Origin of the sequence: Vibrio sp. SCSIO 43136 (assembly GCF_023716565.1) — a bacterium.
GTDB lineage: Bacteria > Pseudomonadota > Gammaproteobacteria > Enterobacterales > Vibrionaceae > Vibrio.
In genome coordinates, this window is record NZ_CP071849.1 from 1,687,733 (window position 1) to 1,702,053 (window position 14,321).

Annotated in this window: 9 protein-coding genes; 3 read left to right on the forward strand and 6 right to left on the reverse strand. The window is 46.9% G+C overall.

Going from position 1 to position 14,321, the window contains the following annotated elements; all coding sequences use genetic code 11:
- Positions 1-73: 73 nt before the first annotated feature.
- Positions 74-1,945: a fructose-specific PTS transporter subunit EIIC gene (locus J4N39_RS22455; RefSeq protein ID WP_252025129.1), complete on the forward strand. Its 1,872-nt coding sequence runs from the start codon at positions 74-76 to the stop codon at positions 1,943-1,945.
- A 490-nt stretch (positions 1,946-2,435) separates the two neighbouring features.
- On the opposite strand, the gene J4N39_RS22460 is transcribed toward J4N39_RS22455, so the two are convergent.
- Positions 2,436-3,710 (reverse strand): ABC transporter substrate-binding protein, encoded by a 1,275-nt coding sequence (locus tag J4N39_RS22460; RefSeq protein WP_252025130.1) that lies wholly within the window; start codon positions 3,708-3,710, stop codon positions 2,436-2,438.
- 348 nt (positions 3,711-4,058) lie between these two features.
- Between J4N39_RS22460 and J4N39_RS22465 the strand changes: the two genes are divergently transcribed.
- Both J4N39_RS22465 and J4N39_RS22470 read left to right on the forward strand, forming a co-directional pair.
- Positions 4,059-6,068, forward strand: coding sequence for a cellulase family glycosylhydrolase (locus tag J4N39_RS22465; RefSeq protein ID WP_252025131.1), 2,010 nt, complete (start codon positions 4,059-4,061; stop codon positions 6,066-6,068).
- Between the two features lie 56 nt (positions 6,069-6,124).
- Positions 6,125-7,015, forward strand: a complete 891-nt coding sequence (locus J4N39_RS22470; RefSeq protein ID WP_252025132.1) for a sugar phosphate isomerase/epimerase family protein — start codon at positions 6,125-6,127, stop codon at positions 7,013-7,015.
- A gap of 68 nt (positions 7,016-7,083) precedes the next feature.
- Here J4N39_RS22470 and manA read toward each other — a convergent pair whose 3' ends face one another.
- The 5 genes from manA to J4N39_RS22495 all read right to left on the reverse strand — a co-directional run bounded on the left by manA (position 7,084) and on the right by J4N39_RS22495 (position 14,242).
- The gene (gene manA, locus J4N39_RS22475; RefSeq protein WP_252025134.1) at positions 7,084-8,265 is read right to left on the reverse strand and encodes a mannose-6-phosphate isomerase, class I; all 1,182 of its coding nucleotides are present in this window, start codon (positions 8,263-8,265) and stop codon (positions 7,084-7,086) included.
- A gap of 72 nt (positions 8,266-8,337) precedes the next feature.
- The gene (locus J4N39_RS22480; RefSeq protein WP_252025136.1) at positions 8,338-10,323 is read right to left on the reverse strand and encodes a methyl-accepting chemotaxis protein; all 1,986 of its coding nucleotides are present in this window, start codon (positions 10,321-10,323) and stop codon (positions 8,338-8,340) included.
- Positions 10,324-10,402: 79 nt separating this feature from the next.
- Complete coding sequence (locus tag J4N39_RS22485) at positions 10,403-11,698, reverse strand: carbohydrate porin (RefSeq protein ID WP_252025138.1); 1,296 nt, start codon at positions 11,696-11,698, stop codon at positions 10,403-10,405.
- Between the two features lie 301 nt (positions 11,699-11,999).
- A complete protein-coding gene (locus J4N39_RS22490) occupies positions 12,000-13,172 on the reverse strand; it encodes a glycoside hydrolase family 130 protein (protein WP_252025140.1) in 1,173 nt (390 codons plus the stop codon).
- 77 nt (positions 13,173-13,249) lie between these two features.
- Entirely contained in the window at positions 13,250-14,242 is a 993-nt protein-coding gene (locus J4N39_RS22495; protein ID WP_252025142.1) for a glycoside hydrolase family 130 protein, read from the reverse strand.
- Between the last annotated feature and the right edge of the window lie 79 nt (positions 14,243-14,321).

The window sequence follows — 14,321 nt, forward strand, 5'->3', positions numbered from 1 at the left end:
TTTCCTCCTATACCCCCAAAGCACCTCGCACGTTAATCTGGCGTTGTGCGTTGAGAAGCAATGTAAAGAGCATATGGATATTACTCACCTAATTGAACCTCAAGTCATTTGTTTAGACCTACGAGCCACCACTAAGCAGGAAGTCTTTAACGAGCTCGTCGAGATGCTCGACAATGCGGGCAAGCTCGAAGATAAATCTTTGTTTATGGATGACTTGTGGCAACGAGAAGAAATTGCCAATACCGGGTTTGAAGACGGTATTGCAATACCGCACGCCAAGAGTCGAGCGGTCAAGACCCCGACAGTTGCCATCGGTATCAGCCAAGCGGGTATAGACTACGGCGCAGAAGATGGGGAACTGTCTAACCTGTTTTTTATGCTCGCCTCCCCTGCCGAAAACGATAAACAGCATATTGAAGTACTGGCACAGCTTTCCACCAAGCTTATCGACCCAAGCTTTATAGTGCGCCTGCGCCAAGCGCAAAGCGCTGAGCAGGCCTACAAGATAGTCACGGAAGAACAGATAACCCCTAGCGCTGACCAAGAGGTTGCGCTCGACCAAACACCGATTGAGACCGCTACTCGTTGGCAGCAAAAAGTGCAAGTGACCAAATCTCACTTGCTCTACGGCACATCACATATGCTACCGTTTATTGTTGCCGGGGGAGTATTGCTTTCTTTGTCCATCATGCTATCTGGCCACATCGGCCAACCTGAACAAGGCTTCTTGGCCGATGTCGCCCGTATGGGGATCGCAGGGCTTACTCTGTTTACCACGGTACTTGCAGGTTACATTGCCTACTCTATCGCTGATAAGCCAGGACTGGCACCAGGCATGATTGGTGGCTGGATAGGCGTGAATGATTACAACACTGGTTTTATCGGTGCGATTATCATCGGGTTTATTGCAGGGCTTACTGTCCATGGACTGAAACAGATCCAACTGCCGACCCATTTAAAATCCGTAGGCTCAATCTTTCTCTATCCACTGGTTGGCACCTTCATCACCTGTGGTGCCGTCATGTGGCTGATTGGCGGTCCTATCGCCTTGGTTATGTCTGGTTTAGATGGATGGCTGTCAGAAATTGCAGGGACAGGGAAAGTCTTCTTAGGCACAGTGTTAGGGGCGATGACCGCCTTTGATATGGGGGGGCCAATTAACAAGGTCGCCACCTTGTTTGCACAAACTCAGGTCAACACACAACCTTGGCTGATGGGTGGTGTCGCTATTGCGATTTGTACTCCACCTTTAGGCATGGCGCTCGCCACGTGGATTGCACCCAATAAATTTAAGCGCGATGAGCGACAGGCTGGCAAGGCCGCTGGCATCATGGGCATGATTGGTATTAGCGAAGGTGCAATCCCTTTTGCTATTTCAGACCCTGCTCGAGTCTTACCGGCCATCGTTGCAGGTGGCATCGTCGGTAATGTGATTGGATTTGCTTTTCAAGTCATCAACCATGCCCCTTGGGGTGGGCTGATTGTGTTGCCAGTGGTTGATGGCAAGTTTGGCTATTTGCTCGGTATCGCCATCGGCGCATTCACCACAGCCGCTATCGTAGTTTCACTCAAAAAGACGGTAGCTAATGAAGATTCTGAGCCGAGATATTACACCGCAAATCGCCTAACCAAAGAAGGACAGGCCCAGGTGCTTGCCGTGACCGCATGCCCATCTGGCGTCGCCCATACCTTCCTAGCGGCAAAGTCTTTAGAAAACGCCGCTCTTGAGCTTGGCATCCCGATCAAAATCGAAACCCAAGGAGCCAATGGCATCGAGAACCGGATCACCGATAAGGATATCCGAAATGCTCACTTGGTTATCTTCGCCCACGATGTTGCCATCAAACAACCTGAACGATTTGCCAACTTAACCGTTGTTGACGTCACGACCAAAGAAGCATTGATCAACCCAGGCAACCTACTCACTAGTTTCCGTAAATCCTGAAAGCGTAGTCTCCCCCGGCTATGAAGGGTAGCTCCATCGGTTGATGGGGCTTTTTTTTATCGGTAATCGGTAATCGGTAATCGGTACTCGGTACTCGGTACTCGGTACTCGGTACTCGGTACTCGGTACTCGGTACTCGGTACTCGGTACGAGATTTTGTAGGGGCAAGCAAGGAGTGCAAGAGAATAGTTCAGTTATCTTGAGCTTTGTTTAACCTTCGGACGAGAAGCTGATATCACCGTTTCTCTTCGGGCACGCCCATCACCCACGATGAGCTTCTTGGTTTGGGCTTAGGAAAAGTTAATTAAAGTCGGAGATTCAGGTTTATGCGAGATATAGTTTGAGTTTTGACCTGTTCAAAACAGACATGCTCGTCCGTTTTTGCCAGTGGATATGGTAGGAGAACTAATTGGCTAACGCATAAAAAAAAGGGGGGCATCCCTCTATGCCCCCAAAAAAGTGTAGCTGCTAAACAATGGACAAAAATGGCTTACTTCATCACTCGCTTCTTAGCGCGATTCCAGCGAGCGTCTAGCTTAGCTAGTGCTTTTTCGAAATCTTTTGATGTGATGATGTCTTGAATGTAACCACCTGAGTAGAAATCAATCTTCGAACGGTTGGTGACTTCAATGAAGGTTGAAGAGCTTACTGGTGTTTGGATCACAGTTGGCTCGTAGCTCATGAACTCGTTAAGCTGAGGCAGCGATGGTTGCTTGGATTTCAGTGTTGGGATGAAACCTGCAACTTCGTCGAAATCAGAGCCTTCAATTAGGTATTTCAGGTAAGCTTTGGCTGTTTCTTTGTTGTCTGAGTGCTTACTAACTGCATAGCCCCAGTCATGGTTCATCTGAGCTTTTAGCTGGCCAGAGTCGTCCGAAGGAATTGGCATGAAACCAATGTTATCTGGCGCTGCGCCACGTTCGATAACTTGTGGGATCACCCAGTTGCCTAGGTAGTACATGCCCGCTTTACCGCTAGCAATCGATGCTTTTGAATCTTCCCAAGAGTTAGTGATCAAGTCTTTCTCTGTGTAACCGTTGTCGATAAGACGCTTGAGCACATTCAATGACTGGTTGTATGCCGTATCACCCGAGAATGGTTTATCTTGAGTAAGCATCTTCTCGTAAACACCGTCGTTGCCTTCAACCACTAGCGGGAACTTATCCCACTGTTGCAGTGGCCACTGGGCACCAAAGTTTACATATACTGGGATCTGACCCTGCGCTTTAATTTTATCTGCTGCTTCAAAGAAACCCGATAGCGTTTGGATTGGCACCTCAACACCTGCATTTTTCAATACGTCTTTGTTGTAGACCAAACCTTCTACCGAGTTACCCATGGAAACACCGTAAGATTTGCCGTCGTTTTCCCACGCATCGAAGAAGTACACTTCTTCATCTGAGTATATGTCGTTCAACGGCTCGTAGAAATTGGAGTATTGCTCAGAAGGTACCGAAGGCAAGATAAGCACTAGGTCACCGTAATCGCCAGTATTCATACGTGGACGCAAGCCACCTTGGTAATCGGCAAAAGCGACAACTTTTACGCTATCCACATTAGGGTATAGTTTTTTGAACTCTTGCTCGTAGCGGTCATAAACACCCGCTTCTACTAAGTCAGTTCGGTTGGTGTAAAAGGTGATATCCCCTTTTACTAGATCTTTATTAATGCCATCGGTGACACCAGCTTGCGCCATCGTGCTCAGTCCCAGTAATACAGAGCCAGCAAGCAAGGCTTTCGATAGTGTAGGTACAAACGTTTTCATTATGATTCTCCGTTATCATCCCTTATAAACAAAGGCGTGTTGTCTGTTTCATCGTCAAAAATAATAACGTTACGTTTTTAGACTTTCCATGCCTATCATTCAACTCCGTGATAGCAGTCACTATGGTTTTTAATCAAAAATTTCATAAATTCAAGATAAAACGCTTTATTACAATAACTTAACCAACAAACAACACCTAAAATAGATTCTTGTACGACAATAGATCGTGATCACGAAATCACTATATTAGAGAGCTAAAACACACAATCGAAACGTTACCATTACAAACAAAAGCACATTTGGACACAATATAGGCGTGTTATATGAACAGATACTAAGGATGTAACGATGAAACCAGCCTACCTAGCGATGCCAATCATGTTGGGGCTCGCCGGATGCAATAGCACCACGACTATGAATCAAGAGGTCACATCGCTCGCTCTTGACCCAATGGATAGCTTTGTTGTGCAGCAAGAAGACCAGCTCCTGTTAAACAATCAACCTTTCCGTTTTGCTGGCACCAACAACTATTACATGCACTATAAAAGCAACGATATGATCACTGCAGTGCTTGATGATGCTCAGGAGATGGGGCTTAACTCGATCCGTGTTTGGGGTTTCATGGAGGGCATCAGCCACAATCACACCATGCAACCTGAAGCGGGCGATTATACGCCACCAGCTGGGGTAAAAAGTGCGCTTGAACGTCTTGATTTCACTATTGCAGAAGCAAAGAAACGTGGCATCCGCGTCGTCGTGGCACTAACCAATAACTGGGGTGATTTTGGTGGTATGCCTCAATACGTCGAATGGTTTGGTGGCAGCCACCATGATGACTTCTACCGCAACCCAGAGATCAAGCAAAGCTACAAAGATTACGTTAAACACATCATCGGCCATACCAACCGCTATACAGGTGTCCCTAACTCAGAAGAGCCTGCGATCATGACTTGGGAACTGGGTAACGAGCCAAGAGCCCAGTCGGATAAATCTGGTGAACTATTGTACCAGTGGACCAAAGAGATGAGTGATTACGTGCGTAGCCTTGCGCCGAATCAACTCATAGCGTTAGGTTCCGAAGGCTTTTTCACCCGCCCTGGTCACGAGGATTGGGCATACAATGGAAACGAAGGAGTGGACTGGGAGCGCATCCTTACCCTACCGAACATCAGTTACGGCACCTTCCACCTTTACCCAGAGCACTGGGGCAAGCACGATGCGGAACAATGGGGTACGCAGTGGATCATTGAGCACGCTCAGGCAGCCAAAGCGGCCAATAAGCCGGCTGTGCTAGAGGAATACGGCATCGGCAAAAATGAGCCACAAAATCGTGATTTCATCTACCGTAAATGGACACAAACAGCCTATGAACAGGGCCTTGCGGGCAGCATGTTCTGGATCTTAACCAGCTATGAGCCAGATCAAAAAGAGAACCTATACCCAGATTACGATGGCTTTCGTGTGCTGAATGACGGCGGTCGTACCACTCAGATCTTGCTTAATCACTCGAAACAAATGCGTGGCTTCGAATACCAAGATAACGACTCAGTATTTTTGACCTACCCGGTCGACCAACTCACCGTTTCGGAGCCTAACTTCACCGTGAAAAGCTATCCAATGGCCAGTGAAGGTAACCAAGTGAAATCGGTCACGTTACGCCTGCCTGATAGCGACCAAAGCTTTGAAATGCTCGATAGCGATGGCGACGGCTACTACGAGCTCGACCTAAGCGCAGAAACCACTGGCTATGGTGAACGTCGCTTAGTCACAGTGGCCACCTTTGAACAAGGTGCACGTCAAACCGATAAAATCACCATCAAGGTAGATCGCCCAATCAAGGGCTATGAAGTAGGCACTGCGTACGATTTTGCTGACGGCAAATTAAGCGGCTGGGAAAGCGAAGGTACATGGCAAGCAAAATGGCAAAACCCTTCTTTGGAAGTATCTGATGAACTGGGTAGCCCAATGCTAAAACTCAATATTGAGTGGTCAGGCAAAAATGATTGGGAAGAGCTCAAGTTGCGTAACATGTCTATCCCGAAATTTGGTCAACACACCAAGCTCAAATACGTCCTTTATGTCCCAGTGAATGAAGGGGACAAAGGTGGTGTTCGCCCTTATGCCGCTCTTGGCGATGGCTGGGTGAAGATAGGTACAGATACCCACCGTACGACTGTCGACAAGCTTGAAAAGGTGACTCTAGGCGGCAAGCAATACTACAAGCAGCCAGTTGAAATTGACCTAGGTGATGTATCTACCAAGCTACCCGATCTATTCCTATGTATCGTTGGCGATAAGTTCCCGCTGACAGGTTCGGTCTTTATCGACAACATCGAACTACTAAAACCTGTTTACTAGTCCCCTTCACCCCAAGCAGCTCTGTGGGCTTGGGGTGCTTATCACAAGGCAATAACATGACCACCACTGCAAACACACTGGGTTTATCTCAATGGTCTTTTCACCGCTCTATTCTTGGTCAAGTGCGAGACAACTATGAACAGTACTTATCCCTACTTCACTCAAGTAATCCCGATCAAGTGCTGCAAGGGGATCTCAACTGCTTTGAGTTTTTGGATCTGGCCTATCTACTCGATGTGAACCACGTTGATCCTGTCAATATCCTGTTTTTTTCCAAGGTCAATGACCGGAATTGGCTCAATCAATGGAAGCAATACGCACAAAACTTAAACATCCGCTTTGAGTGCTTAATGTGTGACGAGTTAGGTAACCTTGGCGATGCAAACCCAGCTGCCCGCTTGCACGCCATTGCGATGCATAAACCATGGATAGACGCCGCTGCCACCCTTGGGTGCTCAATGGTTCGAGTGAACACCTACGGCAGTGGTAGCTACCTGCAACAACTGTACGCCAACCGTGATAGTTTGCGCGAATTAGCCATCTATGCAAAAACTCTTCAAGTGAAACTGGTAATAGAAAACCATGGTCACCCATCGAGCAATGCGGCATGGCTTGCAATGTTGATTGAAGCCGTCGATATGGACAATGTTGGGGTTTACTTAGACCTGGACAACTTCTTCATGGGAGGGTGGCACCATACCCCTCAGCGCCGCTACGACCGAATTCAAGGTATTGAAGATCTCGCCCCCTATACGTTTGCAGTCAGCGCTAAATCCTATGATTTTGACCAACATGGGCAAGAAACCAGCGTCGATTACGCCGCTTGTATTCAGACGCTGAACAAACATCAGTTTAAGGGTATCTACGCTGCTGAATTTGAAGGTGACAACTTGTCTGAAATGGAAGGTACTCAAGCGACACTGGCGCTACTAAGCCAATTGATATAGTGAACAAGCTGAAATAGTAAAAAAGCCATCACGATTGATGGCTTTAGTTTATGTGACTGCTAGGGGTTTTACACTCGGCAAGAAGCTCGATACAGAACGCAGTCAGAGCTTGCGTTAAACACACAGAACTCTCCTGGGCGCTGATAAAATGCGCTGCCAGCACCAGAATAGTGGCGTTGGTTACCAAGCTTCACTTCACCGCTCAATACAAACCAAATACATGGGCTCTGGCTTTCTGGTGTGTTTAGTCGACCACCAGCGTCTAATCTGTACTCTCTGAGCTCGAAATCATCTTCCGGCACTAGATAATCAATACCACCATCTTCGGTTGGACGACCAGTTAAGCATATTGGTGTGATTGGCTCAAAAGTGGTGATGTTCAGCAGTTCGTTGATGTCGATATGTTTAGGCGTGAGTCCGCCGCGCACCACATTATCAGAATTTGCCATCAGCTCGATATTTTGCCCCTCCAGGTAAGCATGAGGCACGCCAGCACCTTGATAAACCACTCCTCCCTTAGGCACATACATCAAATTCATGATGAAGATCATTACGAGTCCAGCATCTAACGGCATGCCATCACGACCAGCGCGTTTGGCGGCTCGCATGAACCAAAAACAAGGATCAGACTTAGACAGCTCACTTTGATCATAAGCCTGAGCATATCGCTCAATAACAGGCTCTATTAACTCTATTAGGTTTGGAGTTGGTAACTGGAATATGGTGGCGACAAATTTTTCCAGTCCCTGTTGATTCAATAACTGAGCCAAACGTTCGAATTCAGGGTATTTATTCAACTCAGTCACAGATCCCGTAACGTTACGAAAGCCATGCAAGAGATAAAAATCGGACAGTGCTAACATCAGCTCCGGTTTATGGTTATCGTCTTTGTAGCTGCGCTTTTCCATCGGAATGGCTTGGCGCTGCTCGAACGCATACCCTTGCTTGGCTTGCTCTAAAGTTGGGTGAACCTGGATCGACAACTGCTCTTTAACGTCTAGCACTTTTAGCAGGTAAGGTAACCTTGCGCCAAAGCGCTCCACAGAGCGCTCCCCCAACCTCACATCGGGGGCTGCTGTTATCCATTCCGCCAAGGAAGAGCCATCCACCAAGGTTGCCGAACCTGAAGGGTGATCGCCAAGCCAAAGTTCCGCCACCGGCTGAGTGGCATTGTCATCCGTCAACATCATTGGTAGGAAGTGTTTACCTCCCCACGGATAGTTTTTCAACGTGCCTTTAATTTCAATCATCTGTATATCTCCTGACTCATACAGGTAGGCATACTCGGCCTACTCTCGTTATCTTTTGAAATAGCAACACCACTAGGTGGTGAATTTGGTCAACGCCTTTTGCTGGCCTTCTACCAGTTGATTGAGCGTTTGGCTTCTGGCCGTGACCTGATTTAATGCCTCGGTAGCAAGGTGCATTCGTTCTACCGAAGAGTTAACTGAGGTGGCAATATGAGTACATGACTGATGTTGCTCCGACGCCGATTGGCTGATCACCTCAGATTCATGGGTAAGGTGATTCATATTTTCCTCAATCTGACCAATGGCTGATTTAGCATTCTGAATTTGTTGGGAATTTTCAGACATTTTGTCGGCACAAAGCGCCATTTCACTCACCGCTTCTTGACTCGCAGATTGAAGATTATCGATAAGGTTTTGGATGCGATGAGTTGCGGAGGTGGTGCGTTTGGCGAGCTCTGCGACTTCTTCAGAAACCACGGCAAAACCTCGACCCTGCTCTCCCGCTCGCGCCGCTTCAATCGCAGCATTCAGGGCAAGCAAGTTGGTCTGGTTCGCAATATCTTCGATGACACTGATAATTTGACTGATGTCTTGAGAGCGATGTTCAACCGTCTTAATGGTGGCAACGCTCTGCTCTATCATGCCGCTGAGTGCATCATTGCCAGAAACATTGCGATCAACGACTTCAATACTGCTTTGCACCAATGAACGGACTTGCTCTGTGTGGCCTTGGCTTTGTCTTATCGAACGCTCGGTTTCATCACTTATCTGTTCGAGCTCCTCAACTGCCGTGGAAATTTCATCCATTGCCGCCACTTGCTTATCACCAAGTAAATTCACTTCAGCCACCGCCTGATCGTTCTCAACCGTCTGGGCAATGATGCTGAGATTGTTCGTTTTTACCTGTTCAATCAGAAGGCAATTGGCTTCGATTACTTGTTCGAGTTGACGACTAAGCTGGTTAAACTCGTAGCTCCATCCTTTGGTTTGAATACTCTGGGTGTAATCGCCCTCAACCAGATTTTGGAATACTTGAGTGAGGTAGCGTATTGGCCTTTTTATTTGTGACGTTAAATACCAAGCAACAAAACCTAGTAATAAAATGCCACCGATGAGCACCGTCAGCTGCGTCTTTTGAATGGTGTGGAATACCGTTGATAGATCGTTCTCGACCTTATGATTATTGCGTTCAACGATATGGATCAATTGCTGGTTAAGCGCATCTAGGCTGACTTCGTACTGATTAAAGTCTTGTGTCGCTTGCTCAAGTTCAAGTTGCGTCGCTAACAGTTCGATACGGAGCACTGCAACCGAGTGTTCTCCAAACAAATAGTCGAGTAGCAACGTACGATTATCTTTGTAGTCTCGGTCACTTTGCAGAGGTACAAGCTCATCGAGTAGAAACTGCTCTTCATCAACAATGCCTTGTTCAAGGTTTCTGAGCACCACTCCGCTTTTGTTAGCTTCATCTAGATCGGTGGCGAACATCACTCGGCTAACCAAAGAGGCCGCTGCGTTACGCATTTCAAAGTAGCTTTCGACATCTTTGCGCAAAAACTCGTCGTCTCCGACAAGGTTAAGCGCCTTCTTGATGGCAATATCTGAAGCAACAATGCGGTTATTCATCTCTTGCCAGTCGTGTTGAGTTTGGCGCACGAGTTCGACTTTCTGTCGCTGTAAAGCGATGATATTTTCTAGCAGTTGGTGTAGCTCAAAGGTGTGTTTATTATCGATACTCTCGCGCTCAATTGGCGTTAGGTGACTGAGCATATCGGTGAAGCTGGTGTTGAGTTGGTGATTTCTGGCAAACACCTCATCACCCAAGGCGTTAATTTTGGAAGCCTCTTGAGTCGCTAGGACTTCGAGTAAAGATGACTTTAAGGCTTGCGCTTGATTTCGAAGCGTCATCGCACTTTGATCGAGAATTTGGGAGTGTTTAATCACTCGTCCCAGTTCAGTTTTGGCAAGGTTAGAACGCTCAATAGTGAGATAGGTTGTGCCTGCGAACACCACTAGGATTGTTGCAAACACCAGCTTAATTTGGGAAACGATTTTCATATTCCCTCCTCTACTTCTGTGGAGAGAAAGGCGAGAGCACTATTGCCCCCGCCATTTCTAACAGCAGTGACTAATAGGCTTAGAACCAAACTTCTGCTTGAACACCAAAGTTCCAAGTATCTGTTTGGCCATCGCGGGCATAACCTTGACCTTGCAGTTTACCTGCAACGCCATCTTCCCACTGAGCATACGTTGCAAACGCACGAATTTGTGGACGAGCCCAGAAGCCAGATTCCAGCATGAGTGTTGGTGCGATAGTCGCTTTAACTAGGCCACCATTTGCACCACCATCTTTCTTCTCGTTGACGTTTTCGTAACCCACTTCGTATTGCATCGCGAAGTTTTTGGTGATTTGGTTGTGTGGACGAACACCCACTGCGTAGACGTCTCGGTCATAACCAACCGTCGATGAGTTAGACCAGTCACTCCAAGGAGCGTAGTCTGAATCTTTTTGGTAGAAAGCAAACGTAGATACTTCCCAGCTCTCATTCAGGTTAGCTAAGCCATCAAACACAACACGAGTAGATTTGGTGTCTGATGAGTTGGCAAAGCCCCAACCGTTTTTGCCAAGTGAATCACCCGCAGCAAGGCCTTGGCCGTACTGAACCACAAAGCGTGAGTAACCACCGGTTAGATTGTAGAAACCATCAAAGTTGTAAACACCCGTTAGACCAACACCACTTTCTGCTGCACCTTTGTGCCAAGCGTGTTCTTTCATGGTGTGCGCTGTAACTTGTAGGTCAAGACCTGTACCGCCGATCTTCTTAAGCCACATGTTTAATGAATAATCTTCTGAGTACCCTTGCAGTGTACCGTCTGCTGGTGTTTCACCATTACGGTCACTTGGCATAAAGGCGTATACGCCGATATCCATTTTGGCAAAACCAACATCAATCTTGTCGATACCACCGCCAGTACCGTTTGACTGCATGTACTCCCAGTCATACTGGTGGTTTGAGTTATTTGAAGAACTGTAACGCTTACCCGCCCAGAACACGGATTCTGGTGCGAAATCAAAACCACCCATCTCTACGTAGCCTTCACGGTATTGGATCTCGTGGCCATCCGTATCGGTACAGTTCCAATCAGCACTACATTGCGTTTCATGAGTTAAGTTGGCGCGTACTTTTGCCCACGTTCCTTCATCTGTGGTCATTTTCAACGTTGGTAAAAGTTCGATTTTGGTATTTTGCTCGTTACCTAAACGAAATTTACCGTAACCAATCAAGCCAAGTGACTTGGCGCGAGTGCCGTCTGCATTCACCAACAGCCCTGATTTCAGGTAACCATGAAGCTCTGCTGAGGTTTCCAGTGCGTGCAGTGGCGCTGATGCAGCGATTAGAGCAATGGTGATGCTAAGAGTTTTAAGTTTCATCTTTCTGCCTTTTCGTATCGTTAAAGTTAGACTCATATGTTGTTAGTATGACGCCACAAGCCTATACAGCCTTCCTTGGCGACTTCGAAATCAATATATCAAACGAAAAAATGATAACGTTACGATTTTGATCACTATTAAACCTTTTGATGGTTTATTTTTATCCTAACTTTGAGCTATTCGATTTATTGGATTATTTACAATTTCAAAATAATTATTGAGGTCACATTTGGCGACAAAAGTCTTAATGCGATCACATATTTGGTGTTTTAGGGGCACTTTTTCATGCCCCTCGCTTTACTTATAGAAATGCTTTATTTGCTTGAATAAGCGCAATACGTTGTTCAACACACTTAGCCGAGGTCAGCGGGTCTTCAGGTGTGTTGGTAACATAATCGACCAGTTGAGCCACACTAGATTTCAGCACATGACAACGAGTGTCTGATGAAGCGTAATAAATCAAGACCTCACCATCTTCTTTAGCAATCAAACCGTTAGAGAAAACAACATTCGATACATCGCCAACACGCTCTTCACCCTCTGGTGCTAAGAAGTAACCACTCGGACGGTGAGTCACTTTGGTTGGATCTTCAAGAGACGTCATGAAAGAGTACAGAACGTAACGCAAACCCGCAGCGGTCATACGCACGCCATGGGCGATATGTAACCAGCCTTGATCCGTTTTGATCGGTGCTGGACCTTGACCATTTTTCGACTCTTTAATGGTGTGGTATGTCTTAGGGTCAATCACAAGCTCTACATCGACTACGGGGTTTTCCATACTGTCGGTATACCCCATGCCGATGCCACCACCTTTACCTGCCTCGATAAAACTATCTTGTGGACGAGTATAAAGTGCGTATTTACCGTCGATAAACTCAGGGTGCAACACGACGTTACGCTGCTGAGCTGAGCGAGTTTTCAGATCAGGCAGACGCTGCCAAGTTTTGAGATCGGTAGTTCTCACGATGCCACACTGTGCAACGGCCGCAGACTCATCACCCGCAGGGGCATTCGGATCTTTACGCTCTGTGCAGAACAGGCCATAAATGTATCCATCTTCATGCTTAACAAGGCGCATGTCGTAAACATTGGTGTCTGGCTCATCGGTTTCAGGGATCACACATGGCTCATCCCAAAACTGGAAGTTGTCGATACCGTTATCAGATTCAGCGACCGCAAAAAATGACTTACGGTCATGACCTTCTACACGAGCAACGAGATAAAACTTCCCATCAAGCTCTATCGCTCCAGGGTTCAATACCGCATTGATACCAAGGCGCTCCATTAAAAATGGGTTGGTTTCTGGATTGAAGTCATAACGCCAATGCAGTGGTGCGTGTTGCGCTGTAAGCACGGGTTTTTGGTAACGGCAAAAAATGCCATTGCCCGGAAGCACTGGGGCATTTTGATACTGAGTTTGGCTAGCAAACTCTTCTTGTAGCGCTGTTAGGCGATATTCAAAAATAGACATTTGGTGTTCCTTGTCTTACCCCATTAAGCTGATAGTCTCACCCATCAGCCCAATGGTAACGTTACGAATTGTAACTATTAAAATACTTCAGAGTTCGCTTTTAGCTCTGCCATGATGGCGTCAATCGTCGTGTAAGCGACTGCTGAGTATGTATCTGCTGCGCCATAGTAGACGGCGATTCGACCAGTATCTGCATCCGCTAGTGCTGCACAAGGGAAGGCGACATTTGGTACAAAGCCAACGGTTTCGTACTCTTTTTCTGGTGTCAGTAGGTAATCACGGGTGCGGTAAAGCACTTTCCACGGCTCATCAATATCAAGTAAAGCAGCACCAATACTGTAGACAAAGCCGTTGCATGTGCCAGATACACCATGATAAATCATTAACCAACCTTCGCTGGTTTCGATTGGAATTGGGCCAGCACCAATTTTAGTACCTTGCCACCAACCGTTACCACCTTTACCCATTACGTGACGGTGCTTACCCCAGTACTCCATGTCATTAGAGTGGCTTAGGAAGATGTCGCCAAATGGTGTGTGTCCCGAATCCGATGGACGGTTAAGCATCACAAATTGATCGTTGATCTTACGTGGGAACAGTACACCGTTACGGTTAAATGGCACGCAAGCGTTCTCTAGACGAGTAAAGGTTTTAAAGTCTTTTGTCATGCCGCAACCGAGTGTTGCACCGTGATCGTCAGTACACCAAGTGATGTAGTAAGTATCTTCGATTTTTACTACACGAGGGTCATAAGCGTACGTTGGCTGGAAATCATTACCGTCTTGGTCTTTCCACTCAATTGGCGTTGGTGTGAATTCCCAGTTCAGCGCATCTTGTGATGTACCAACGTGTAGGTGTGGGCGACCATTTTTGTAGTCACAACGGAACACGCCGATGAAGTTACCTTCGAAAGGCACTACCGCTGAGTTGTAGACACGCGCAGCGGCTGGGAATGGGTTCCATCCGATAATAGGGTTCGCATCATGGCGCCACATCACCCCTTCTTCAGTTTGCGGACGGTCCTGCCACGGCATGTTAGGGATAGATTCACCGATAATTCTTACAGACATTTTTCACTCCAATTGATTAATGCTGAGTGTCGATTACTCAGACAAATTTTTACCTGTCACAACCGCTTTGGTTGCGACG